Raw genomic sequence first — 24,097 nt, 5'->3', positions numbered from 1 at the left:
ATCCTGCGAATGGCATGCACGATCCTGCAGGGGTTGCCCAACCGGGATCTCATCTGCGGGCCTCGGCGCGTACCACCAGGCAGATACCGACCGCCGATAGCGCCATCCCCGCTGCCATCGGCCAGGACAACGGCTCATCGAACATCGCCCAGGCCCAGAGCAGGGTGATCGGTGGGCTGAGGTACAGCACGCTGGCGACGCGGGTGGCCGAGGACCTGCGCAGGCAGACCCAGTACAACCCATAGCCGCCCAGCGTCGACAGGACTGCGGTCCACGACACGCTCAATGCAAAGCCTGCGCTGGCAACCGGTGCCAGGCTGCGTTGGCTGCCTTCGATGGCGGCGAAGGCGAAACTGGAGACGAAACACTGCAGCCAGAGGTTCGGCAACAGGCCCATGGCCTGTACCGTGCTGCGTTGTTGCCACAACGTGGCGACCGCCAGCGAGCACATGCCGGCCACGGGCAGGCCATAGGCCCACAGCGGTGCCGTGCCCAGCATCAGCGCATCGTGGGTCACCCACAGCACCCCCAGCAGCCCGACAATCAGGCCGAGCCACACCTGCAGCGGCAGGCGCTCGCCCAGCACCAGCGCTGCGAGCAGCGCCATGCCCAGAGGCAACAGGTCGGCGCATAACGCGGCGAGGCCGGCGGGCACACCCAGGGCAATCCCCTGCGTCACGCCGGTCAGGTAGCCCGCCATGGCCAGCAGGCCGATGCCCGCGTGGCTCAGCAACACGGCAAACGGCGTATGGCGCAGGGCGCGCCAGACGAACGGGAACAACAGCAGGCTCACCACGAGGCAGCGCCAGAACACCACCAGCAGGGCGGGGGCATGATCGATGGAAAAGCGTGCGCCGATGAACCCGGAACTCCAGGTCAGCAGCAGCCCGGCTTCAAGCAAGGGCAGCGGCAAGGCCCGCTGCCAGGGGCGACGGGTCGGCGTGGGGGGCGGGGTCGGCAGGTGCTGGTTCATACCCCGACACTACGAAATCGGGCTAATCTGATAAATCAAAAATATGTGCAGCAGTTCTTTACGGATATTGAATCATGGCGACCACGCTCGATATCGACCTCCTGCGTACCTTCCATGCCGTGGTGCGCATCGGCAAGTTCAGCGCTGCGGCCGAGCAGCTGCATAAGAGCCCGGCGGCGGTCAGCGTTCACATTCAACGCCTGGAGACCGTCGCCGGCGGCAGGTTGCTCAATCGCGACAACCAGTCCATATCGTTGACGGCCCTGGGTCGGCGGCTGCTGAGCTCGACCGCCGAGCTGTTACGCACCCACGATCAGGTGCTGGCAGAGCTGCACGGGCCGGATCTGGCCGGGCGTATCACGCTCGGTGTCCCTGACGAATACGCGGCCCATGTGATTCGCGATATCTTGCCGATGTTCAGCGCGGCCTGGCCGAATGTGGTGCTCGAACTCAGGACCGGGCCGAGCCATGCCCTGAGGGAGCTGGTCCGGCGCGGCAAATTGCAGGCAGCGGTCATCGCCCAGGTCGAAGGCACGCTCGGGCCCGAGGCCGAGCGACTGCTGTCGACCACGCCGGTCTGGGTCGGGCCGATGAATGCGGCAGCGGTACTTCACGACCCGTTGCCGCTGGCTGCCCATGCCTTGCAATGCCCCTACCGTGAGGCCATGGTCGAATCACTCAAGGCCTCGGGACGCCGCTCGCGCATCATCCTTGAAAGCCACTCCAACCAGGCCGTCAAAGCCTGCGTGGAGGCCGGCTTGGCCATCAGCGTGATCGACCGGGCCAAGGTCACCGAGCGCATGCAGATCCTCGAGGGGCTGCCGGCCATTCCCGACCACGACATCCTGTTCGTGCGCAGCCCGGCATCAGGTGGGGACGCCGCCGTGACTTTGCTGGCGCGGGCGATGCGGCAATCGTTTCGGTTGTAGACAAGGGGGCGTGAGCAAGGCCGATGGATTGACCGATCGATCCTCAGGGCGCACTGGGTTTTTTCTCGAATGCGGCCTCCAGTGCCTGCTCGATCTCGGCAAGCCTGAATTCGGCGCCCCCCACGGCCGCAGTCTGGTTGGCGCAATTCACCAAGAGCTCCAGTGTCGCGGGAAGGTGATCGCCCGGAAATTTTCGAAGCACGAAATGAACCGTCGCATCACTGCGCCAGGTGGCCTGATCCATGGACCAATGCGGGTTGGTGAATGCAAAAATGAGCGCTTGGGTTTGCGTATCAAGGAGCGAGGGCACATACACCCATTGGCTGTTGCGCGCTTCCCAGGCGGCGACCCTGACTTCGAATCTGCCGCCTGGAGCGACGATTTTTTCCATTTCTTCCATTTACCACAGCTCCTGGGGCGGTTGTTCAGCGTCTGGAAGTAGGCTGCAGCAATTAGTCGGCCATGGATAGCGAAGCCGTAAAATCGCTGGCCTTTTCTTTGCGACTGTTCGCTTTCGACCCATAGCGGCCCTTCGCAGACGACAGCCCCAGGTCAGAAGTGAACGGAGCGAAGACTCCACTCATCTTCTCGGCTTGGAACGACGTGGGCGCAGCTATTGCCCTGCTGCCATATGCAGCTCCAGCGCATCGCTTGCACGCCGCGAAACGTCGGCGCTGACGTGTTCGCCCAGCAGTTGGCTCAGCTGGCGAAGTTGCTGAGGCGTAACCCCCGTGTTCATCGCGATGCGTATATGAGCCTGCAGTTGCGGCGTCACGCCTTCCAGCGCAGAAAGCATCGCGACGGTGGCGATTTCCCGGCTTTGCCAATCCAGATTGTCGCGTTCGAATATGTCGCCAAAGAGGTGAGCGCGCAGGTATTCATTGGCAACCGGAGCAAAGTCGAATAACGCACCTTCGACAGGTCCACCGGACAATCTGGTTTGGTTTGCAATGCCCGCCGCCAGCAACTCATCCCCTTTGGGAATCGATTTGCTGGGTTCGCGCCCCGGTTGGTCCACGATTCCTTGTTGTTTGCGAGCCTGCACCACCTTCATCAACTCGCCCAGGGCATTCAGACTGCGGGGGAAACCCGCGTAGGCGTACAACTGCACCAGTACCTCGCGTGCTTCGCTGATGGTCAGTCCGGCATCCAGTCCCCGATTAATCGCACCGTTCAGACCTGGGATATCGCCCGCTGCCGCGAGGGCTGCTATGGGGACAATGCTTTGCTGGCGATTGTCGAGCGTCTCGCCAGGGAGGGTTGGTTGGTCGTGTTCAGCCATGTGATGGTTCTCCTGTACTGCTAATGTCGGTGTCGTGGCGTCCAGGGCGGCAGCCAGGCCCAGAGCAATCCCAAGAATGCGGACAGTCCCGCGCAGATTAGTCAGCCTGCTCAGCGTCGTATTACTGCTCATCGTGACCTTCTCCATCCGTTCCAGATTCTTTCAACGCCTAGCTGCGATCAAACTGGCTTTCGGTGAACGGGTCGGCGCGGCCGCCATGCAGGGCGATCCGAGACAGACCCGCATCGATCTCCTGCAACTCGTCGGCGGTCAGTTGGACACTTGCTGCCCCGACGTTTTCGACCAGGTGCGGATATTGCGTGGTGCCAGGGATCGGTACGATCCACGGTCGCTGCGCCATGACCCAGGCGAGGGCGAACTGAGCGGAAGTAGTGTTCTTGCGCCGAGCCCAGTCCCGTGCGAAATGTAGAAGCGGCATGTTGGCTGCCAGGGCTTCGGGCTGGAAACGCGGCAGGTTATGGCGGCGATCGGTCTTGTCGTAACGCTGGCTTGGGTTGACTGCACCGGCAAGAAAGCTCCGAGCAGTTGGGCAGTAGGGAACAAAGCCAATTCCCAGCTCCTCCAGCGTCGGAAATATCCGGCTTTCCGGCTCCCGCCACCACATGGCGTATTCGCTCTGAACGGCAGTCACAGGGAGCACTGCGTGGGCTCGGCGGATGGTAGTGGCACTGGCCTCTGAAAGGCCCCAGTGCGTAACCTTGCCCGCCTGGATCAGCTCCTTCACTGTACCCGCTACCTCCTCGATCGGCACGCTGGGATCGGGGCGATGCTGGTATAGAAGATCGATTCGGTCCGTCTTCAGGCGTTTCAACGAACCGTCTACGGCCCGGCGGATATGGTCAGGGCGGCTATTGAGCGCTGTGGGTCGGCCTTCCTCGACGCCGAAGCCGAACTTGCTAGCGATCACCACCTGGTCGCGGATGGGGCCCAAGGCTTCGCCGACGAACTCTTCACTGAGGTAGGGGCCGTAGACCTCGGCGGTATCGAAGAACGTGACTCCCTGTTCGAAAGCGGCGCGGATGAGCGAAACCATCGCTTTGCGGTCGCGCGGACCTCCGCCGTAATAGCCCACCATCGGCAGGCATCCAAGCCCCATGCAGGAGACTTCCAGCGAGCCGAGTCTACGCATGCCCATGATCTGCTCCTCAACGGGAACTCCAGCGCTGCCGCCCCCGGTACTTATCGTTTGTGCCAAGGCATTTTCAGGCCTCCAGAGCGCGCTTGCCGCCAGCAGCAAGCTGGATCCGGTAACGATGAAATGGCGACGATCCATGGACACCGAATCGTCAGAGGAGTACGTGCCGGAAATGTTCTTACTCATAAGCTGAAGGGTCCCCGTGGCATGTGGGTGGAAGAAGGGCTACCAGGCGTAGGCCTGAGGCGCTTCTCCGCCGGGGCCCGGCCAAATTTCTTCCAGGCAACGCACGGTGTCTTCTGACAGCGTGATCGTCGTCGCACGCAGCGCGTCCTGGAGTTGCTCCACAGTGCGGGGGCCAATCAGCGGGGCGGTGACCACGGGGTTGCGCAGCAGCCAGGCCAGCGCGATATCCGCGGGAGCCTCGCCCAGGTCCTCACAGAGGCTTTCGAATGCTTCCAACTGCTCCCGATGTTGTTCGATGAGGCTCGTGAACGCGGGTCTTGCGCGCCGGCCGCTGGTGGCTTTTTTCAGAACACCGCCCAGCAGGCCGCCGGCTAGAGGACTCCACGGAATGAGACCGAGCCCGAAATGTCTGCAGGCGGGAATCACCTCCAGCTCCACCGTCCGGGCTGCCAGGTTGTAAAGGCTTTGCTCTGCCACCAGCCCAAGGAAGTTGCGGGCACTGGCCATCGACTGCGCTGTAGCAATATCCCAGCCAGCAAAATTGCTGCTGCCGATATAGAGGACCTTGCCCTGCTGGACGAGAATCTCCATGGCTTGCCAGATCTCTTCCCAGGGCGTGTGACGGTCGATGTGGTGCATCTGGTAAACATCGATGTGGTCCGTCTTCAGCCGACGCAGGCTGTCCTCGCATGCTTTGCGGATGTGGTAGGCCGACAACCGCCGATCGTTCGGACCCGGTCCCATGGGTTGATAAAGCTTGGTGGCCAGGACGATGCGATCACGGCGGCCTCCCTGTTCAAGCCACCGGCCGATGATTTTCTCGGACAGGCCAGAGCCTTGCGGGATGTTCGGCGATTGTTCCGTCCCATAGACGTCGGCCGTATCAATGAAGTTGATGCCTGCCTCGACCGCTTCGTCGAGGATGCGATGGCTCGTCGTCTCGTTGGAGACGTCGCCGAAATTCATGGTGCCCAGGCACAGGCGGCTGACCTTGAGACCTGTTCGGCCGAGATGCGTGTAGTCCATGCACATGCTCCGTGACGTGATGGCGCCTGTCGGGCGGATTGCTCCGGTCGGCGCAGGTGAGCAACGATAGCGCGCGTCAGGGGACTGAATTAGCGGGTTGTCCTTTCACGGACTTGTGAGGAATTCTCATGAGCAGAAGTTGAAATGAGGCGGTTTAATGGTTCACCGATTCACGGGCTTTGGCTTGCTGGACCGGTATCGCGTCGGTCTCCGGGAAATCGTCACAGCGATATCCTGATTGGAGCGCCAAGCTAGCCCCCTCGATTTGGAAGGCCTTTATGCAAAGCCATCGTGCTGATGTTGCCGATCTGATCTACTTTCGGGCCATTGCCCGCCATCGCAGCTTCAGCCGCGCGGCTACCGAGATTGGCGTTAGCGCATCGGCACTGAGCCACGCGCTGAAGGGGCTGGAAAGCAGGCTTGGGGTCCGACTGCTCAACCGGACGACCAAGAGCGTTACGCTGACAACGGCAGGGGAGGCGCTCATCGAAGCGATCGGTCAGCCGCTCGAAGCTATCGATGAGGCGTTGGAAACGCTCAACCGGTTTCGCGACACCCCTAGCGGACGGATTCGAGTCAATGCAGCTGTCGAGGCGGCCAATCTGCTCCTTGCGCCGATCCTGCCCGGCTTCATGGACCGCTATCCCGACGTCGAACTCGATATCGTGGCCAGCAACCGCCTGGTTGACGTGACCGACGCGGGTTTTGATGCCGGCATTCGTTATGGCGGCACGGTGCCTGAGGATATGGTAGCGCGGCGGCTGTCGGCCGATATCCGTTGGGTGATTGCGGCGTCTCCTGAATATCTGGAGCGCAATGGCACCCCTGAACACCCGGACGATCTGCTTAACCATCGTTGCATCAGCAACCGTCTGGGCGACGACCGGGTCTATCGATGGGAGTTGGAACGCGATGGAGAGGCGCTGCAGATCGCCGTGCCGACCTCCGTGACGGTCGATCACGCGGAGACCGGTTTGGTCGCCGTGCTGGGAGGGGCAGGCTTGATGTATTTCCCGGAGCCTTTGGTTGCGCCTTATGTGAACGCTGGGCGGCTTCGCCTGGTGCTGAATGAATGGGCCCCGCTAGAAGAAGGATTCCACATCTATTATTCAAGTCGCCGGCAACTGCCGATGGGGCTGAAGCTTCTGATTGAGTACATCCGAGAAATCAAACCGCTTGGTTACTAAACGCGTGTCTGCACGAGTCATTTCCGTTGTACAGAGATAGACGTCCGCTTGTGGCCGAGAGCAGTCGTCCAGCAACGTCTGCTTTGGGTCGAAAGCGGCTGTTCGCAGAGGCCAATCGAGCCGCCCAACAGGTGCAGCCCAGGCGTAGGTTCTGCTCAACGGTTTTCAATACCGTGGTACGAGCGCCCTATTCATGCCGCCCGCAACGCAAAATCGATTCCAAAACAACGGTGAAACGGCACGGCTACAGGCCGCATATTGCAAGGGTCGCCATTTTCAGTTTTGGAATCGTTTTTCGCTCCCCTCAGGCTTTCTGCCGACCAATTACCCTCAAAAAAAATAAACCTGCCCCGCTACCCTAGGTCCAGATGTTCAGCGGCCTGGTTTGACCAAGTCTCCTCAAAGGAACCTAGAAATGGCTGATGATCTTTTGAACCGCGGCACACATGATCGGGCTCGCATCAATCTCAGCGAAGACTGGGAGGTCCATTACTGGTTACAAAAATTCGGCGTCACCGAGCAACAGCTCCGGGAAGCGGTGAAGGCCGTAGGCAATAGCACAGAAAACGTTCGGAAAGAGCTTGGTAAATAACATGTCCAGGAGGCACCGTGTATGAGGTTGCGGTGGACGGTGAAGCCAGCGTGTTGCAGGGCAAGGTAACTGATCTGGTGGATGAGCAGCCTCGGCCTGGCGCCTGGTCGAGCGATTGGGACGCTCAAGGCTACCGGGAGCTGGAGTTTCGCGTGCTGTCCGGCCAGTGGCTGGATCCAGACGGTGGCCCACATGACTTGGGCCGGAATGGCTGCGCCGAAATGGCCGACCGTTATGCCGAATTCATCGAAGAGGAACTATGGCACCAGATCGACGCCGAGCGGGCCGCCTGAATGCTCATGCTCGTGCGCCCATAACCAGACCGCCTCCGCTAGTATCAGCATGTCCACCAGATCACCTTCGTCGATTTCCCGCCGTCGGCGCGCGGCATAGCCCAGCTCGCTCAGGCTGCTGCGCACCCATCAGGATCAGCCACTAGGGCAACCTGGTTGTTCAGCTCAGAGAAACAGACTCATGTGGCCAGGACATCATCCTATCTGCACCGTCCGCTTTCGACGCATTGCGGACTGTAAGCGACCGGCCCATCCCCCTCATGCAGAAGCATCATCTGGGCCGGCCTGTAGAGGCCGCGTCCGGTTATGTAAGGTCTTTTTCGAAGTAAACGCGATCGAAGCCATCCTCCGTGCGCTCCGCTACTTTCACATAACCAAGCCTGGAATATATCGAAAGGTTGTCTGTCATCTTTGCATTGGTATACAGACGAACGGCGCTCACACCATGATGTCGGGCGGCATTTTCACAGAAACTAATTAGCTTCTTTCCAACCCCGCATCCGGCTGCGCTCGGGAGGACTGCTACATTTTCCAACAGGAAATATCCATCCTTGTCATAAAACACAATAAAGCCCTGAAACCCGGTTTGGCCGTCCGTCGCAACATAGACCACTCCTGCCGCTATCTGCGCGACGTAATCGGCGATCATCGGGGCTGGCTTGCGCCCAATCACTGGCACATACCGAGCATAGGCTTGTTCAGCGCAATTTCTAACATCGGGCTCATCACTTACGTCGGCTAGCCGGATCACATTGCTTTCCTCAACGACTTCTATACTGCCAAGCTGCCGCCCACTGATGCGGCAGCAGCTGCTCAACTTCACTGGCCCGCTGAGTCGGCAGCCGCATCAGCACAACCTTGAAATAGGCATAAGGATCATGCCCGTTCATGCGGGCCGACTGGATCAAACTAATGATAGCCGCACCGGCCGGTTGCGCATGACCGCTTTCGACCCAAAGCGGCCTTTGCCAGAGGAAATTCAGGAACTTGTTAGCGCGGAATAATGGTAAGCGTCCGGGTAAGTCACTGCTAGCTCCTGATGGCTATATGAACCGTTTTACCGTTCCGCAGCAGGTCCCTACCGGACCACCAACACCTGTCATGCATGCCTCCACCAGCCCATCCGTAACTTTTTATTGACACCCCAAAAGCCTCTCAGTATCGTCCTTCCTCCCTCCTTTCCGGCCACCTCTGCCGTGAACCGCCCAGGCGTTAACTCGCGAAGCGGTCATACAAGTTGCCGACACTTATACGGTCGCTATCTACTCGCGCGCCTCATTTCCGATATCAAGTGTAAAGGATGATTCTATGATCATTCGTCCGGCTACTAATGCCGACCATCCGCAACTGCTTAACATCTGGCTGCGCTCCGTTCGCGCCACACATCACTTCCTGCAAGAATCCGATATTGAGGATTTGCTTCCTCAACTCCGCGATATTTACCTACCCGCTGTTGAACTATGGGTTGGCGTAGATGCCGAGGACTGCCCGCTAGGGTTCATCGGGCTCAATGAAAACCACGTAGAGATGCTCTTCATCGAACCAGATCTGCGAGGGAAAGGGATTGGCCGCGCACTGCTGGATCATGCCCGCAGTTCGCGCAGTCGGATCAGTGTTGATGTGAATGAGCAGAACCCCGACGCTGTAGGGTTCTACTTACATTACGGGTTTATTCAAACAGGTCGTTCTCCGCTGGATGGCGAGGGCCGCCCCTTCCCCTTGCTACACCTGAGCCTGCCCGGCTAGGGCTGTAGTCGTGAATCGCTCATAAGCTTTTGCTTCGGGGCGATTCAAAATCAGCTGAGACCGATGTTGAGATCTTTGCTTGGCCATGCCTTTTTCGGGGGGGGGGTGAATGTCCGTAATGGATCGATAGCGGTCACTCGCGACTGGCTGCTTTCGACCCATAGCGGACCTTCGATAAGGGCTGCTAACGGCGATAAGCCTATAGCCCAGTAAAAGTCGTAGCGCCAATAGGGCAGTAGTCAAGGTTGGAAATAGCAGTATGGACAGCCAGTCACTTGGTGAGTTATTTCTAGATCTCGGTTACAGCGCCGGGCGTCAGCAATGGCAGCTACAAATCTAAGCGCAGCAGGAGGAGTTAATGAAGTGGATTGATCGACTTTTCGGGCGTCACACTCAACCCTCAGAACCTGAGGCAAGTAGCCCACCGGCTGAAGAGTACGAAAACACTCTGGAGAGCAATCACTTTTTATCGGATGAGCCCATCGCATCTAAAGCCCACGACCGCTTTGGGCGAGCATTATTTTCCGCGCGGATTGCTGAGACGATAGCCAAGCGTCAAGATGAGTCTAGTATCGTCATCGGTCTATTTGGTCCGTGGGGGGACGGCAAGACGTCTGTACTTAAAATGATGGAGGAATCGCTTATTCAGTATGAGCACGTCGTCACGATACGGTTCAATCCCTGGTACTTCCCTTCTGAAGATGCGCTTTTGCGGGGTTTCTTCGCTACTTTGGCTGAGGCTTTGGGTAAAGAGCCGGCCTTTAAAGAAAAAGCAGCAAAGCTACTTGAGTCCTACGGCGGAATCTTATCCGTTGTCTCAGTTACGCTGCCAGGCGTAGAAATCAACCCCGGCGAAGCTGCAAAGAGTATCGGTGAATCGTTATCCAAGGTCAGTCTCGACCAACTTAAGGATCAGATCGATACTCTTCTAGGGCAGAGTGGGAAAAGGCTAGTTATTCTTATCGATGACATTGACAGGCTGGATAAAAATGAAACGAATGCTATATTCAAACTGGTAAAGCTCTCGGCAGGTTTCAAGTACACTAGCTATGTACTTGCGTTTGATGATGACGTAGTCGCTGCTGCCTTAGGAGAGCGGTACGGGTCCGGCGGACATGAGGCAGGACGTGCGTTTCTTGAAAAGATTATCCAGGTTCCTTTACATCTACCGCCCGCTGACAGAATAAGTCTTCGCGAAATAACTTTTGAAGGTGTGGACTATGCTCTGAATCAAGCAGGAATTGTTCTTGACCAGCGCCAAGTCGACGTATTTTCCCGCCACTTCGTGGATGGCCTTGAGCCAAAGCTGGAGACCCCAAGGCTTGCGAAGCTGTACACCAATGCGTTGATGTTCGCGTTACCCCTTGTGAAAGGCGAGGTGAATATAGCAGAGTTCATGCTTATTGAGGGGGCAAGAGTGCTTTACCCAAAACTATACGCAACTATTCGTGAAAATTCAGATCTATTCTTGAAAGGAGAGCCACGCACGGCTCTTAGAGGTCTGGAGCAGCCACCTTCTCCCATCAGCAAGTTGATTGAAAGCGCGATGCCCACCTCGGATTCGGAAGAGCGCGAGCGAGTGAGGCAGCGATTGCTGAAACCACTATTTCCTCGAATCGGAAACTCTACATACGGCGCAGAATGGGAGGAAAAGTGGGCGGGAGAAAAGAGCATCTGCTCGGCTCGATACTTTAAGCGATATTTCGCTTACGGTGTTCCCGAAGGAGACATAGCAGATAGCCGCCTGGAGACTTTGATAGAAACGCTTGTTACGGCGACCCCAGAAGAGCAGCGTGAACTTCTTGGTTCGTTCTCTATGCGGGCTATGCCGCAATTGATCCAAGCGTTGCGAGATCGTGTTGAGTCCTTGGAACCTGCATGTGCATTACCCGTTGCTCTCGCTGTTGCAAGAAATGGCGATCTTCTTCCCAATGAGCGAGGGTCATACGTTTTAGGAGGTACCAAGATGCAAGCTGGAATACTGATATCCCAGCTTATGAGATGCATTCCGCTATCAGAAAGGCAAGCGGCTGTTGAAACACTCGTCCAGTCATTTTCGCCTCTGTCAATGGGTAGTGAGTGCGTTCGCTGGCTCGTGCATTCATCTGATAGAGATGAGCAGTATCGGGTCCTTCCAAATGAGGCGAATGAGGTTATCTATCGATTGTTTGCTGACTGTATTTCCGAAGCGAACGGCGTCAAACCGTTATTCGAGCAAGCCGGAAGGGCTGCGCCGCATTTGTACTGGTACTGGGAGAAAGGTCGAGGTCAGGTAGAAATCGAAGCAAGCCTAAGAGCGCTATTTGATGCTGAGCCTGCCCGCATGGACGACTTCTTGGAAACCTACGTTGGGGAAGGGTGGGAGCTAGAGAGTGGTTTGCCGGTTCGATCAGACCTTCAGCGTGAAACCTATGACGCCATAAGTTTGCTGATTTCACCGGCTTACATCGCCGCAAACCTGCGTTCACGCTATGGAGCCGAACTTGACGATCCTCAGTATTATCAAGATGGCGCCTCTGCACGAGTTACGGCTCACCAGTTTTTATTCATTCACCAAAGTGTTTTAGCCGAACAACAAACCCAAGGTGCCACGAAGTCTGGATCAGAAAATTCGTCGGAAACCAATATATGAGGCTCGTGATGGAGGTAAGCTACTGGCCGATAGTTGCCTTCCGCAAGGGTCAGCTCACGGCCAAAAGAGGTCATTGCCCGCCGAAAATCCTTTGGCTTGGAAGACTCGGACTACCTGTTTGGTCGGATAAGGCCGGTTGTAGGCCAGGGTCATCGAAGTACGGTATCTAGCGGGGCTTTCGCTGGTGCAGGCAGGGCGGCCGGTATGGGACAGTCAAGCAGCGTCGATGTAGGAAACTCGTCGGGCAAGCGGTAAGCGCTCGACTCAATGGTTGTAATCTGCTTATGCGCAATCAGGCCGATTACCCACGTCAGGAACGGATAGATGAAACCAATATCGATCAACGCCCATCAGCTAGCGGCTGCTTTGCTTAAGGTACAGGCTGGCCTGCAGAAATACAGTGCCATCCAAGCGCTGGTGAAGGAGGACACCACAGGGTTTAAAGACCCAATATTGAGGCGATCGTACAATGGTTTTTACCGTGTACGACGCGGCCAGCCATGGCAATCAGCCTATTTCGACCTCATGCTCCAGACTCAAAAGCTTGGGTATGGCTTTTCGGAGGTTCTCACAGCCTTGCATCGCACAACAGGCAGGTATGAAGCTTCATTCGCCAGTAAGTTGTTAGCAACATTGGATACGTCTCAGCCCGTCATCGATTCAGTGGTTCTGAAAAACCTTGGTTGCAAGCTCCCAACCGCGACATCGACACAGCGCTTACAGGGCATTGTGGCTCTCCATAGTGACCTCAAGCAGAACGTTCAAAACTTCCTATCATTGGCTGAAGGTCGCGCTTTGGTTGCCCAGTTCAAAGCCTCATTCCCTCGCCATGCAGTTTCTGACGAAAAGGCGGTCGACCTTGTGCTTTGGCAGATGCGATAGGCAAGATTAGCAGTCAACGCTGAATTGCCCCTAAGCTCCTAAACGACTTCGATTGGCTACCTTTTATCCCATAGCTGCCATGCACCAATGACAGCTTTGGGTCGTTAGCAGCCTTTCGCGAATGACCGTTAACGACCCTTAGCGGACTGTCCTGCCTTGGGGCTTTGCGTGGTGCCTGATGTGTTTGCCTGAAGATCTTCGTTGCCTATGAGATCGAGCGCCGCCCGCGCGGCGCTCGATCTCATAGGCGCTACATAACGTAAGGCGAACACGCCGCGCTACGGTCCCAGGAAAATGTCAGTAAGCCAGAATCCCGATCACTGCAGGTGCTGTCTGATCGCCTGGGCCGCCTGGTCCATCGCACTGCGTGTACCGGGTACCTGGCCAAGCACGTTGAGCAGGCCGAAGTCGTGGATCATGCCGTTGTAGCGCACGGCGGTCACCGGGACACCGGCAGCGCCCAGCTTGCGCGCGTACGCTTCGCCTTCGTCGCGCAGCACATCCATCTCGGCAGTCTGTACCAGCGCCGGAGGCAGGCCTTTCAACTGCTCCAGGCTGGCGCGCAGCGGCGAGGCATGGATGTCGTCACGCTGCCTGGGGTCGCTGGTATAGCTGTTCCAGAACCACTGCATCATGTTGCGTGTGAGGAAATGGCCCTCGGCGAACTGGTTGTACGAGCCGTTGTTGAAGTTGGCGTCGGTCACCGGCCACAGCAGGGCCTGGAAGCGCAGCTTCGGCGTGCCGGCCTCCTTGGCCTTGAGCGCGACAACCGCCGCCATGTTGCCACCCACGCTGTTGCCTACCACCGCCAGACGGCTGCCATCGACGCCAATCTGCTTGCCGTTTTCGGCAACCCAACGGGTGGCGGCGTAGGCCTGGTTGATGGCAGTGGGGAACTTCGCTTCCGGCGACGGGGTGTAGTCGACGTACACCGCCGCCGCACCGGAGCCGAGCACCAGGTCGTGGATCAGGCGTTCATGGGTTGGGTAGTCGCCCAGCACCCAGCCACCGCCATGGAAGAACATGAACACCGGCAACTCGCCTTTCGCTCCCTGTGGGCGTACCACGCGGATCTCCAGGGCCTGGCCGTCGACCGCAATTGTGCGGCGCTCGACCTGGATGCCGGAAACGTCCACCTTGACGCTGGCCTGGGCGCCAGTGAGCACGGCACGCGCGTCTTTCGGTGCCAGGGTTTCCAGCGGTTGGCCGCCACCGGCTTCAAGGGCCTGGAGGAAGGCCTGGGTGGTGGTTTCCACACCGGGGCTACCGGCGGCGAAGGCGCTGTTGACGGCGAGCGCGAGCAGGCCGGCGGCGAGGGGGCGGGAGAGTTTCATGGTCAAGCTCCTGGGGCACTGGGCTGGGTGATCAGTTCTGGTTGGCGGAGGTGGTCGGGCGCAGGTAGCTGACCTTCTGCACCTTGCCGTCGCTGTCGCGGTAGGTCAGGGTGGCAGTGCTGGCGTGCCCGCTGGCGTTGGCCGGGGCGTCCACGGCGATGACCTGGGCGATGTCCAGGTGATCGCCGTACTGGTACGCCGAGGCGGACTGGGCGAAAGCACCGAAGCTGGCGCCGAAGGTCAAGGTGGCGATGGCGATTGCTTTGCTGAAGTTCATGGTCATGCTCCGTTAGCTGGGTAGGGGATCAGCATGTGCTTGCTGGTTGAGTTGTATGTTGCGCGATAATATTTAGTGCGCAAAATATATTTCTGTAATGGTGTTGATTGAAACGCTGCATCAGCCCCGCCATCGCCGCTGAGCGGCGACGTCGGGGTGGTTTGGCTAGCGTGCTGCCGGCGGGAAGTCGATATCGGTAAGGGCGACGTTGTTCAGGTAGTTTGTGAGGGTTAACAGCGCCACCTGCGCCACCACCTCGACGATCTTGCCATCGTCGATACCCGACTCATGGGCTGCTGCAATCTGCTGGTCGGTCAGCTGACCGCGGCTTTCGGTGACCTGGCGCGCCAGTGCGGCGACGGCGCTGAGCGTGCCGCTGCGGGCCTGGCCGATTGCTTCATCGCTCAAGCCGGCTTTGCCAGCGAAGAAAGCGTGCGCGGCCAGGCAGTAGTCGCAACCGTTCACGTCCGAAGCAGCGAGGGCCACCACTTCGCGTTCAGCGGCGCTCAGCGAAGTTTTGCCCAGGGCTTGGGCAAGGCCCAGGTAACCGTTCAATGCAGCAGGGGAGTGGGCCAAGGTCCTGAAGGCGTTGGGGATGAAGCCGAGGCCTTTCTGGATACCTTCCAGCGCGGTGCGCGAGGCAGCAGGTGCCTGGTCCAGCGAGAGGGCTGCGATACGAGTCATGGTCATTCTCCAAGGGTTGATTAACGGGCTTGTCGATCAAGCCTGGAGTCAATGTTAGGGAGCTGGGCTTTCCTTTCGGCTGCAGATCATCGAAATTATGCAACAGATCGTCTAAACCCGAGCGCGCCATGGACCGATTGTCGACGTTACTCAAACACTTCAACCTGCATGCCGCCACGTTTCACCAGGGCGGGTTCTGCGGCACGAGCGACCTTGATGGGCAACAGCGGGTGGGGTACGCCCACCTGCTGCGTGCCGGCCGCCTCGCTTTCAGGGACAAGCACGGGCAGGTCGTGGAGCTGAACGAACCGAGCCTGATCCTGGCGGTGCGCCCGCAGGCACACCGGCTGGTGGCGACCGAAGCCGATGAGGCGGAGCTGGTTTGTGCCACCTTGCAGTTCGAGGGCGGTGCCAACAACCCGCTGACCTTGGCCTTGCCGGATTTCATCATCAAGCCGCTAAGCGAATTGCCCGGCCTGACGGGTACCCTCGACTGGCTGTTTACCGAAGCCTTCGGCGACGAATGTGGCCGCGATGTCATGCTCAATCGCCTGTTCGAGCTGATGGTGATTCAGCTGCTTCGCCACCTCGTCGCCAACCGCAGCATTGCCTCCGGAATGATGGCCGGGCTGGCCGACGCCCAGCTTTCGCGCGCACTGGTCGCCATCCACAGCGAACCCCAGCACAACTGGTCGGTGGCGCAGATGGCTGACCGTTCGGGCATGTCGCGGGCCAGCTTTGCCGCGCACTTTCGCCACACTGTGGGCATGACCCCGGCAGACTACCTGGCCAACTGGCGTATCAGCCTGGCCCAGAAGCGCCTGCGCGAGGGTCGCCCGATCGCGCTGATTGCCGATGAGGTCGGCTATGAAAGCCCGTCGGCCCTGGCCCGGACGTTCCGGCGCAAGGTCGGCGCTAGCCCGAAGGCCTGGCTGAAGCAAAGTTCGGCATAGGGCCTGGGGCGCCTACAGGTGCTTCCGGAGAAAATCGATGAACGCCTTGGTACGGGCGGAGCGCCGTCGCTCGGGGCTGAACACGGCGCTGACAGTGCGGGTTGACCCGCGGCAGTTCGCCCTGGCAGATGTCACCGAAACGTTTCGCCAGGTCGCGCAAGGTCGTGGTACGGGCAAAACGGTGATCCGCTTGTCCAGCGACCTGGTACCGCGACAGGGCAGACGACTTGGTTCAACCCGGTTGCTTCTCGTATCATCGGCGCATTCGCCTGTGGATCGGAACCTGTGCAATCACTCACTGGAAAACTTCAGCCTGCTTCGGCAACCCCTGCCAAGTGGGACGCAGGCGAGGCCGTCAGCCAGCTGTCGTGGGACGACCTGCGCATCATCAAGACCCTCAGTGAATGTGGCAATCGTGCCGCCACGGCCAAGAAGCTCGGGGTGAACGTGTCCACCGTTTCGCGGCGCATTGCCCAGGTCGAGCGCACGCTGGGTATCGCCCTGTTCGATCACCGCAAGTCGGGCTACCTGCTCACGGCCGAAGGTGCCGAGTTGCGCGCGCTGGCCGAGCGTGTGGAGCTGGACATCGTCAGCGTCACGCGGCGTGTTTCACGTGCCGGCCAGGGCCCCCTCGGCAAGCTGCGGATCACCACCAGCGACTCGCTGCTGCTGTATTTCCTCACCCCGATCATCGCCGAGTTCAAGGCGCTGAACGAGGGCATCACCCTGGAAGTACTGGTCGGCAACCAGACTTTGAGCCTGGCCCGGGACGAGTCGGATATCGCCATCCGGGCGACGCGCAAACCTGCCGACAGCCTGGTCGGTCGCAAACTGGCCAATATCGCCTGGGCGCCGTACTGTGCTGGTCAGGCAGGTACTGCAGCCCTTTTCGAAGGCGAGCAGCCATGGGTGTCGTATGCTGGCGCGCTGTGCGGTTTGCGGGCGACAAGTTACGTCGAGAACCGGGTCGCCCCCGAGCGCATCGTGTACCGCACCGATTCCGTCGCCGCTGCGAGCGCGGCCATCGCGGCAGGGCTCGGGTTTGGTTTTCTCCCGTGCATGCTGGGCGACATTACCCCGGGATTGGTGCGTGCCGGCCCGGTGCTGCCCGAGCTGCAGGATGAACTGTGGCTGTTGACTCACCAGGACATTCGCAAGTCGTGGCGAGTCAAAGCCTTCATGACTTTCTGTGCCGCCGCCGTGGCCGAGCAGAAGCCCTTGGTCGAAGGGCACCTGCCGGCCAGCTGACAGCAAACCGGGCGAGCTAGTGCGCCGATGCACCAGCGCCAATCACGGCCTTGCAGGCGATCTCGATCAGCTGCGGGCGCTGGGCCAGCCTGGAAACGCCAATGATATTGCTCGCGCACTGGGGCCGCTCGGTGCCGTAGGCCGCCTTGCGCACCTTGCCGACGACGGCGAAGGCCGCGTCCATGTCCAGCACGTAGAGCGTCTCCTCGACCACATCCTGCAAGGTTGCGCCATACAGCGCGAGCAGCTTGGCAATGTTGGCGTAGGCAACCCGCATCTGCTCGCCCATGGATGAAAAGTCACTGGGCTTGCCGTCGGCATCCAGCGGTGCCGGGGCGACCAGGTTGCCGTCCTCGTCATGGTTGAACTGGCCCGACACATGGATCTCGTTACCGACCCGGCGTGCCTGCGGATAGCCATAGGCGTCCTCCCAGGGAACGCCCCAGTAAGCGGTGTCTTTGTTGAGTGGTTGTGAAGCTGCCATATGCGTTCCCCTGCAGATGAGCGGGCCGGATTGACCCGCATGGACAGGCGAATGCTAGCAGCGCATCGCTACGCCTGATGGCGCAAAAAAGAGCTTCCACAAGCGCAAAAGTGCGCCACCGATGCTTGCCGGGTTTCGCTATCTTGTGTTCCACCTCAAGCGGCGACGACGCCGAGGCATGCACCACGAACGGTGCGACTGACCATCATCCAGCGGAGAGGAAACAACCATGCGCAGCCCTAAAACCGAAGTTCTGACCCCCTTCAACAGCCAGCTGATCTTCATCGACCAGCAGCCGCAGATGGCCTTCGGCGTGCAGAGCATCGACCGCCAGACGCTGAAGAACAACACCGTGGCCCTGGCCAAGGCGGCGAAGATTTTCGACGTGCCCACCATCCTCACCACGGTCGAGACCGAAAGTTTCTCGGGGCACACCTACCCGGAACTGCTCGCGGTGTTCCCGGACGCTCCGCTGCTGGAACGCACCTCGATGAACTCCTGGGATGACCAGAAGGTGCGTGACGCGCTCAAGCACAACGGCCGCAACAAGGTGATCGTTTCCGGCCTGTGGACCGAAGTGTGCAACACCACCTTCGCCCTGTCGGCGATGCACGATGCCGGTTATGAGATCTACATGGTGGCGGACGCCTCCGGCGGCACCAGCAAGGAAGCCCACGACTACGCCATGCAGCGCATGATCCAGGCCGGCGTGGTGCCGGTGACCTGGCAACAGGTGCTGCTGGAATGGCAGCGCGACTGGAAGAACCGGGCCACCTACGACGCCGTGATGGCGCTGGTGAAAGAACATTCCGGCGCCTACGGCATGGGCGTCGACTACGCCTACACCATGGTGCACAAGGCGCCTGAGCGTGTTCAGCATGGCCCGACCCTGGCACCGGTGGCGGCAGCTGTCTGAACGTCACCCGTAGCCCCTTGAACGGGGCTGGTGATTGCTGCAAGGGTGCGCAGCAGGCCGAGCCACCTGGGCCTGGTCTTCCCCTGGGAAGCCCGGTGCCTGGCTTGTCACCGCGGGCAGGCGCGCACCCGGTTACCTGGATGTGTGAACGGGTGAAAACATGGAACCATTCACCGTGCCGGCGTCAGTGCCGGCTGCAACGGCGCCGCTCGGTGCCTGGCAGATAGAAGCCGCCAAACAACTCATGCTGGAAAAGCTGGACAGCGGCATTTCGGTTGCCGAAGTCGCCGAAGCGTGCGCATTGTCACGCAGCCACTTCTCGCGCATGTTCAAGCAGAGTACCCGTATGCCCCCGCAGCAGTGGTTGCGCGAGCAGCGGGTGCTGAAGAGCAAAACGCTGCTGGAAACATCCACCATGCTGCTTGTGGATATCGCATTGACGTGCGGTTTCTACGATCAATCCCACTTCTGCCGGACCTTTTTCAGGACTGAAGGCATGACCCCGCAGAGGTGGCAGCAGCAGGTGTTCGGCGGTCATCGTCGGCAAGCACGGCGTGTGCAGTGATAACGAAAGCAGTGGCATCTTGATACAGCGACAGGCGCAACCAGCTATCGACCCTGCGCACAATAGTGGCACTATGGCGTTTCACAGTGAGGGAAACATCCGGTACGGATATCCGGGTGTCATGGGCACAGGACCAAGGGAATATGGTTTCGATTCAGGTGGATGGTGAGGACAAGACCGCAAACATAAGCGACTGGTCTATTCGTTGGAGCGATAAGTTCGAAGCCCTGGCACTGACCTGTCATTTTCCCTCTGGAAAAAAATACATTCGCCCACTCAGTAACTGCAGGGTGTCACCCTCTCGCGAACTGAGCAATGTGCTGCTGATCAGACCCGGCAGCACGATCGTCAAGCCCATCGAAAAAGCGGTGATCTACGGCGAGCGATACGCCGTGGTGCATTACCCGGGTACCGACAAGCCCTATATTCACAAGATGGAAGGCATTGTCTTCAGCGCGCCTACCGCGATCAGCGATACGCCGGTCTTCGCTTATTTCAAGGCTGTTGCCAATGCTCGCCAGGCTCAAGCGCAGTCAGAGTCCGATCGTAAGATAGCCAGTAATGTCGTGGCTCAACTGGGGAAACTGCCTGCCAGCGCCAGCACGGCCTTGCAGGCCTATTGCACCGGGCGGAACGGCACGCTGGCGCCAGGTCAGGGGCTCATTTATCCGTTCGGGCTGAACGAAAGCCAATACCAGGCCGTCGAGCGGGCGTTCAGCGCGCAGATCAGCGTGATCGAAGGCCCACCGGGCACCGGCAAGACCCAGACTATCCTCAACATCCTCGCCAATATCCTGTTGCGCGGGCAGACGGTGGCGGTGCTGTCCAACAACAATGCGGCTGTGGCGAACGTCTACGAGAAGTTGGAAAAGTGCGGCCTGGGCTCCCTGGTTGCCAAGCTTGGTAAAAAGGAAAACCGCGAGGCCTTTTTCGCCAACCTGCCGGCGTGGCCCGCCAGCGCGCCCGAGCCGGCACCGTCCTTGGAAGAAATACAGGCTTTGCTGGCCCGCTTGAAGCAGCACCTGCAAGACCACAACCGGGCGGCACAACTGCAAATCGAACTGGACGAGCTGGTCATCGAGCGGCGCTACCTGCAGCAGTGGCAGGCAGAAAACGGTGTGCAGGCCACAGGCTCGTTGGACAAATACGGGCTGACCCCGCGCAAGACGGCCGACCTCATGGCCTACCTGGCGCACCTTGGCGAGCAGCGCGTGCAGCTCAAGGACCGCATCGAGCTGCTGTTCAAATTCAAAATCTTTCGCACCACACCGTTCGCCGCGGGCGAGGCGCGCATGGCCGCGTTCCATGCCCTGCAGATGCATTACTACGACAAGTCGCAACAGGCCAAGGAAGCTGAGCTGCGGGCGTGCTGTGAGTCGTTGGCGCGGGCCAACTTCACGGCGCTGCTGGAAGCGCTGACAACAGCATCGATGCAGCATCTGAAGCAGCATCTGCAAAGCCGGGTAGCGCCGCGAGGCAGCTTCGATGGCAAAACCTACCGCAGCGATTTCGATGCCTTCGTGCAGCGTTTCCCTATTCTAGGCAGCGGCACGCATTCCATCGTCAATTCGATCGCGGCGGGGGCGATCCTCGACTACGTGATCATCGACGAAGCGTCTTTGCAGGATATCGTGCCGGGCATCCTGCCACTAGGCTGCGCCAACAACCTGATCGTTGTCGGTGATAACCGCCAGTTGCCCTACATCCCGGTGAAACTGGGGCTTCAGGCGCCGGCCGAGGCCTACGATTGCGAGCGCTACAGCCTGCTGGATTCGTGCATTGCCGTGTTCCGGGAGGCACTGCCAAGGACGTTGCTGAAGGAGCATTACCGATGCCACCCGAGGATCATCCAGTTCTGCAACCAGCAGTTCTATGACAATGCGCTGGTGCCCATGACCGTGGATAACGGCGAACAGCCCCTGCGCCTGGTGGTCACCGCCAAGGGCAACCACGCACGCAAGAACACCAACCTTCGCGAGCTGGAGTCGTTGCTGAAGGTGCTCGAGGACGAAGGGCCGCCTGTCGTCGTGGACGCTGGAGGCCGCGGTTGTATCGCCCCGTTCCGGGCCCAGGTCAGTCTTTCCGACAAGCACCTGCCGCCGGACTTCGTCAATGACACTGTGCACAAGTTCCAGGGCCGCGAGTGCGACGAAATCGTCTTCTCGACCGTGCTGGACAAGAAGCGCTACAACCAGGCGCAAGGACGCCTGGACTTCGTCGACGACCCTTGCATGATCAACGTGGCAGTGTCGCGGGCCAAGCATCGCTTCACCCTGGTGACCGGTGATGAGGTATTCACCAGCAATAATGGCCACCTCGCCGCCTTGATCCGCTACATCAGCTATTACGCGCAGGATGAGCAGATCGTCCGTGCGCCGGTGGTGTCGGCATTCGACTTGTTGTACCGCGAGTATGACCAGTCCCTGGCACGCCTGAATGCTCGTCTGCGGCCGGAGGATTCACGCTACAAGTCCGAGCAGATCGTGGCACAGTTGCTGCGCGAAGCGCTGTCGGCCCCGGCGTGCCAGGCGCTGAAGTACCACACGCAGATCCGCCTGGATAAGCTCGCATCGCCGAGTAATCCCGCCTGGACGGCAGCCCAGCGGGCGTTCATGAGGCGCGCCAGTTGCGATTTCGTGATCTATTACAAAGTAGGCAAGACACCGGTAGGGGTGATCGAAGTCGATGGCGGCTACCACGACCACCCCGTGCAGGCGGCGCGGGACGCCATGAAAAACGAAATCCTGGCTGCAAGTGGCATTCCCATTTTGCGGCTGCGGACGGTTGAGAGTGATATCGAGCGCAGAGTTGACGAATTCCTTGGGCAATGGGCCAGGCCGGTTCAGGACGCCTGAGCAGCTGGGGCTGAGGCCGGCACCGAACAAATGCCACGCGTTTATCCCCCAGAAGCATGGATAATGCGCTGGATTTGGCCATTGCCGAGCAGCGTTTGCCAGGCGGTTGGCTGCGAAAGGCATCTATCAAACCAATTGCGAGGACTTTGGCTACATGAAAGCTTTGCTGGACCGTGCACGCCAATGGGCCAAGTCGCTCAAGCGGCAGACCATGGTGCTCTGGTTCTGTTACCAGCACCCCGATACGCCGTGGCTGCCCAAATGGATAGCGGTGTTCGTGGTGGCCTACGCGCTGAGCCCGATCGATCTCATTCCCGACTTCATACCCGTGCTGGGCTATCTGGACGATGTGATCATCTTGCCCCTTGGCATCCTGTTGGCAATTCGCCTGATGCCGCCGGCCGTGCTCGCGCAGTGCCAGGACAAAGCCCTGGCGTGGGAACAGAGCCAGGTGAAGCGACCGGTCAGCGTTACCGCAGCGGTGTTCATCGTACTGATCTGGATGGCAGTGCTAACGGGGGCGTTACTGGCATTCGCTCATTACTGAGCGCTTGCCCGAGCCTTGCGAATCCCTCCGCCTGATGGCAACTCACCTGCGCACAGGTGGGCTGAGGCCAGCCATCGGCTGGCTGGCCTCAACCGACGTCAGCCCTTGCTCAAATCAACCAATGGCGTCTGCCGCACCTCGGTTTCGCGCCCACCCTGGATCTCGTCCACCTGCTGCAAGGCCTTGTCCACCGCTGCCTTGTCCGCCAGCAAGCTGTAGCGGATATGGAACTGCCGGTGTTCCTTGGGGCCGATGGTCGGCACCAGGTTCAGTGGCCGCTGGTAACGGCGGTTGTAGGAAAAACTCGTCCCCGGCTCCAGCCCCGTGACATAGCCCTGGCCTTGGGTGTCGGTGTTCTTCCACAGCGAGAACACCGGCAGTGTCGCGGTATTGAAACCGACCGAGACGCCCAGGTTGCCCGCCTTGTTATGCAACACGGTCAAGGTATCGCCCTTGGCATCGGCGTACGGCACCACGTTGTAGACCGTTTCGTCATAGTCCCGGGTCGGCGCACGGTAGGTCTGCCAGTCGGGCAGGTCGCCCTTGGCCTTGTCGTTGAACGGCGACACCTGTTTCACCGGGGCGGCGAAGCGGGCGCCTTGCTCGAGGAACGGCGTGCTGAAGTTGCTGTGGTACAGCGCCTGGTATTCCTTCGCATAGTCGCCATTGTTGGTCAGCGTGTCGTTGACGGTGAACGCCACGCTGCCGGGTTCGGTGACCAGTTCGGTGGCGACGGCGAAGTCGACCTTCTTGAATGCCTGTTCTTTCAGTTCGCCACGCAAGCTGATGGCGTACGGTGGTTTCTCGTCGATGTGCAGGGTGACTCTGCTTGCAGGAATGTTGGCGGCGCGGCCATGCAGGGTCAGCAGCTCGCCATTGTCGATGCCGGGGTGGCCGACCCATTCGTAACCGCAGCGGGTGACCAACTCGTTGAAGCCTTCCAGCCAGCCCAGGCCATTGCGCCCGTTGAGTTCGATGAAGGACGGGTTGACCACCTCCTTGACCGGCGAATCCCAGCCCAGCCGCAGCGTGCCGACCGAGGCCTGCGGAATGTTCATCCCGCGTGTCGGCACGACCGACAGTTTCAGCGTGCCGTTATCGATGTCGACGATGCTGACACCTTCCTGCCGTCCCCCGTGCAAGGTGCGCAAGGTCACGCTGAAGGGCTTGCCGGTGTTCACGCCCAGTTGCTGACTGGTGATCCGCCAGTTCTGGGCGGCCTTGTCGGTGTCGAGCAGGACGTAATCCCAGGCCATGGCGTGGGAGGTCGCGCACAGGGCGCTGAGCGCAACGAAGCGTTTGAGGAGCAACATGAGCAGCATGCCTGTCTTGGAATTGTGCCCATTTTAT

24 protein-coding genes and 2 pseudogenes are annotated in these 24,097 nt (G+C 59.6%); 14 read left to right on the top strand and 12 right to left on the bottom strand.

Annotation, left to right across the window (positions count from 1 at the left end):
* Window positions 1-49: 49 nt before the first annotated feature.
* Window positions 50-973, bottom strand: coding sequence for a DMT family transporter (locus tag ACLEJP_RS09910; protein WP_440805999.1), 924 nt, complete (start codon window positions 971-973; stop codon window positions 50-52).
* A gap of 74 nt (window positions 974-1,047) precedes the next feature.
* Here ACLEJP_RS09910 and ACLEJP_RS09905 point away from each other — a divergent pair, with 74 nt between their 5' ends.
* Window positions 1,048-1,902: a LysR family transcriptional regulator gene (locus ACLEJP_RS09905; protein ID WP_440805997.1), complete on the top strand. Its 855-nt coding sequence runs from the start codon at window positions 1,048-1,050 to the stop codon at window positions 1,900-1,902.
* A 43-nt stretch (window positions 1,903-1,945) separates the two neighbouring features.
* Here ACLEJP_RS09905 and ACLEJP_RS09900 read toward each other — a convergent pair whose 3' ends face one another.
* The 4 genes from ACLEJP_RS09900 to ACLEJP_RS09885 form a co-directional block, all read right to left on the bottom strand.
* A complete protein-coding gene (locus ACLEJP_RS09900; RefSeq protein WP_440805996.1) occupies window positions 1,946-2,302 on the bottom strand; it encodes a hypothetical protein in 357 nt (118 codons plus the stop codon).
* A gap of 213 nt (window positions 2,303-2,515) precedes the next feature.
* A complete protein-coding gene (locus ACLEJP_RS09895) occupies window positions 2,516-3,316 on the bottom strand; it encodes a carboxymuconolactone decarboxylase family protein (protein WP_440805994.1) in 801 nt (266 codons plus the stop codon).
* A 37-nt stretch (window positions 3,317-3,353) separates the two neighbouring features.
* Window positions 3,354-4,340 (bottom strand): aldo/keto reductase, encoded by a 987-nt coding sequence (locus ACLEJP_RS09890; protein WP_440806252.1) that lies wholly within the window; start codon window positions 4,338-4,340, stop codon window positions 3,354-3,356.
* A gap of 225 nt (window positions 4,341-4,565) precedes the next feature.
* Complete coding sequence (locus ACLEJP_RS09885) at window positions 4,566-5,552, bottom strand: aldo/keto reductase (protein ID WP_406819131.1); 987 nt, start codon at window positions 5,550-5,552, stop codon at window positions 4,566-4,568.
* A 278-nt stretch (window positions 5,553-5,830) separates the two neighbouring features.
* On the opposite strand from ACLEJP_RS09885, the gene ACLEJP_RS09880 reads away from it, so the two are divergent.
* The 3 genes from ACLEJP_RS09880 to ACLEJP_RS09870 all read left to right on the top strand — a co-directional run bounded on the left by ACLEJP_RS09880 (window position 5,831) and on the right by ACLEJP_RS09870 (window position 7,624).
* A complete protein-coding gene (locus ACLEJP_RS09880) occupies window positions 5,831-6,739 on the top strand; it encodes a LysR family transcriptional regulator (RefSeq protein ID WP_440805993.1) in 909 nt (302 codons plus the stop codon).
* Window positions 6,740-7,154: 415 nt separating this feature from the next.
* Entirely contained in the window at window positions 7,155-7,331 is a 177-nt protein-coding gene (locus ACLEJP_RS09875) for a DUF3606 domain-containing protein (RefSeq protein ID WP_440805991.1), read from the top strand.
* A 17-nt stretch (window positions 7,332-7,348) separates the two neighbouring features.
* Window positions 7,349-7,624, top strand: a complete 276-nt coding sequence (locus tag ACLEJP_RS09870) for a hypothetical protein (protein ID WP_440805988.1) — start codon at window positions 7,349-7,351, stop codon at window positions 7,622-7,624.
* 304 nt (window positions 7,625-7,928) lie between these two features.
* Here ACLEJP_RS09870 and ACLEJP_RS09865 read toward each other — a convergent pair whose 3' ends face one another.
* Both ACLEJP_RS09865 and ACLEJP_RS09860 read right to left on the bottom strand, forming a co-directional pair.
* On the bottom strand, window positions 7,929-8,375 hold the full coding sequence (locus ACLEJP_RS09865; RefSeq protein ID WP_440805986.1) for a GNAT family N-acetyltransferase: 447 nt from the start codon (window positions 8,373-8,375) through the stop codon (window positions 7,929-7,931).
* A 10-nt stretch (window positions 8,376-8,385) separates the two neighbouring features.
* A pseudogene (locus ACLEJP_RS09860) lies at window positions 8,386-8,550 on the bottom strand (transposase domain-containing protein); the annotation flags it as partial.
* A gap of 382 nt (window positions 8,551-8,932) precedes the next feature.
* On the opposite strand from ACLEJP_RS09860, the gene ACLEJP_RS09855 reads away from it, so the two are divergent.
* The 3 genes from ACLEJP_RS09855 (at window position 8,933) to ACLEJP_RS09845 (ending at window position 12,884) form a co-directional block, all read left to right on the top strand.
* Window positions 8,933-9,370: an acetyltransferase gene (locus ACLEJP_RS09855; protein WP_440805984.1), complete on the top strand. Its 438-nt coding sequence runs from the start codon at window positions 8,933-8,935 to the stop codon at window positions 9,368-9,370.
* A gap of 358 nt (window positions 9,371-9,728) precedes the next feature.
* On the top strand, window positions 9,729-12,002 hold the full coding sequence (locus tag ACLEJP_RS09850; protein WP_440805981.1) for a KAP family P-loop NTPase fold protein: 2,274 nt from the start codon (window positions 9,729-9,731) through the stop codon (window positions 12,000-12,002).
* 324 nt (window positions 12,003-12,326) lie between these two features.
* Window positions 12,327-12,884 (top strand): hypothetical protein, encoded by a 558-nt coding sequence (locus tag ACLEJP_RS09845; protein WP_440805979.1) that lies wholly within the window; start codon window positions 12,327-12,329, stop codon window positions 12,882-12,884.
* 317 nt (window positions 12,885-13,201) lie between these two features.
* Here ACLEJP_RS09845 and ACLEJP_RS09840 read toward each other — a convergent pair whose 3' ends face one another.
* The 3 genes from ACLEJP_RS09840 to ACLEJP_RS09830 all read right to left on the bottom strand — a co-directional run bounded on the left by ACLEJP_RS09840 (window position 13,202) and on the right by ACLEJP_RS09830 (window position 15,179).
* Entirely contained in the window at window positions 13,202-14,218 is a 1,017-nt protein-coding gene (locus tag ACLEJP_RS09840) for an alpha/beta hydrolase (protein ID WP_440805977.1), read from the bottom strand.
* A gap of 31 nt (window positions 14,219-14,249) precedes the next feature.
* A complete protein-coding gene (locus ACLEJP_RS09835) occupies window positions 14,250-14,495 on the bottom strand; it encodes a DUF2790 domain-containing protein (protein WP_440805974.1) in 246 nt (81 codons plus the stop codon).
* 165 nt (window positions 14,496-14,660) lie between these two features.
* A complete protein-coding gene (locus tag ACLEJP_RS09830) occupies window positions 14,661-15,179 on the bottom strand; it encodes a carboxymuconolactone decarboxylase family protein (protein WP_440805972.1) in 519 nt (172 codons plus the stop codon).
* A gap of 128 nt (window positions 15,180-15,307) precedes the next feature.
* Here ACLEJP_RS09830 and ACLEJP_RS09825 point away from each other — a divergent pair, with 128 nt between their 5' ends.
* The 3 genes and pseudogenes from ACLEJP_RS09825 (at window position 15,308) to ACLEJP_RS09815 (ending at window position 17,380) form a co-directional block, all read left to right on the top strand.
* On the top strand, window positions 15,308-16,132 hold the full coding sequence (locus ACLEJP_RS09825) for an AraC family transcriptional regulator (RefSeq protein WP_440805971.1): 825 nt from the start codon (window positions 15,308-15,310) through the stop codon (window positions 16,130-16,132).
* Window positions 16,133-16,220: 88 nt separating this feature from the next.
* Window positions 16,221-16,334 (top strand): annotated as a pseudogene (locus tag ACLEJP_RS09820) (quinone oxidoreductase); the annotation flags it as partial.
* 83 nt (window positions 16,335-16,417) lie between these two features.
* Window positions 16,418-17,380, top strand: a complete 963-nt coding sequence (locus tag ACLEJP_RS09815; RefSeq protein ID WP_440805968.1) for a LysR family transcriptional regulator — start codon at window positions 16,418-16,420, stop codon at window positions 17,378-17,380.
* Between the two features lie 16 nt (window positions 17,381-17,396).
* Here ACLEJP_RS09815 and ACLEJP_RS09810 read toward each other — a convergent pair whose 3' ends face one another.
* Window positions 17,397-17,864, bottom strand: coding sequence for a RidA family protein (locus tag ACLEJP_RS09810; protein WP_440805965.1), 468 nt, complete (start codon window positions 17,862-17,864; stop codon window positions 17,397-17,399).
* Between the two features lie 229 nt (window positions 17,865-18,093).
* Here ACLEJP_RS09810 and ACLEJP_RS09805 point away from each other — a divergent pair, with 229 nt between their 5' ends.
* The 4 genes from ACLEJP_RS09805 to ACLEJP_RS09790 all read left to right on the top strand — a co-directional run bounded on the left by ACLEJP_RS09805 (window position 18,094) and on the right by ACLEJP_RS09790 (window position 22,747).
* Entirely contained in the window at window positions 18,094-18,780 is a 687-nt protein-coding gene (locus tag ACLEJP_RS09805) for a hydrolase (protein WP_440805962.1), read from the top strand.
* Window positions 18,781-18,940: 160 nt separating this feature from the next.
* Window positions 18,941-19,345, top strand: a complete 405-nt coding sequence (locus ACLEJP_RS09800; protein ID WP_440805960.1) for a helix-turn-helix transcriptional regulator — start codon at window positions 18,941-18,943, stop codon at window positions 19,343-19,345.
* A 143-nt stretch (window positions 19,346-19,488) separates the two neighbouring features.
* The gene (locus tag ACLEJP_RS09795; protein ID WP_440805958.1) at window positions 19,489-22,200 is read left to right on the top strand and encodes an AAA domain-containing protein; all 2,712 of its coding nucleotides are present in this window, start codon (window positions 19,489-19,491) and stop codon (window positions 22,198-22,200) included.
* A gap of 154 nt (window positions 22,201-22,354) precedes the next feature.
* Complete coding sequence (locus ACLEJP_RS09790; protein ID WP_440805955.1) at window positions 22,355-22,747, top strand: YkvA family protein; 393 nt, start codon at window positions 22,355-22,357, stop codon at window positions 22,745-22,747.
* 98 nt (window positions 22,748-22,845) lie between these two features.
* Here the strand turns inward: ACLEJP_RS09790 and ACLEJP_RS09785 are convergent, their stop codons facing one another.
* The gene (locus tag ACLEJP_RS09785) at window positions 22,846-24,060 is read right to left on the bottom strand and encodes an aldose 1-epimerase family protein (RefSeq protein ID WP_440805954.1); all 1,215 of its coding nucleotides are present in this window, start codon (window positions 24,058-24,060) and stop codon (window positions 22,846-22,848) included.
* Between the last annotated feature and the right edge of the window lie 37 nt (window positions 24,061-24,097).

Source organism: Pseudomonas sp. SMV7, assembly GCF_052041995.1.
In the GTDB taxonomy this organism is placed as follows: Bacteria; Pseudomonadota; Gammaproteobacteria; order Pseudomonadales; family Pseudomonadaceae; genus Aquipseudomonas.
The sequence above is the reverse complement of the archived record's forward strand: the minus strand, read 5'-3'. Positions and strand labels throughout refer to the sequence as shown.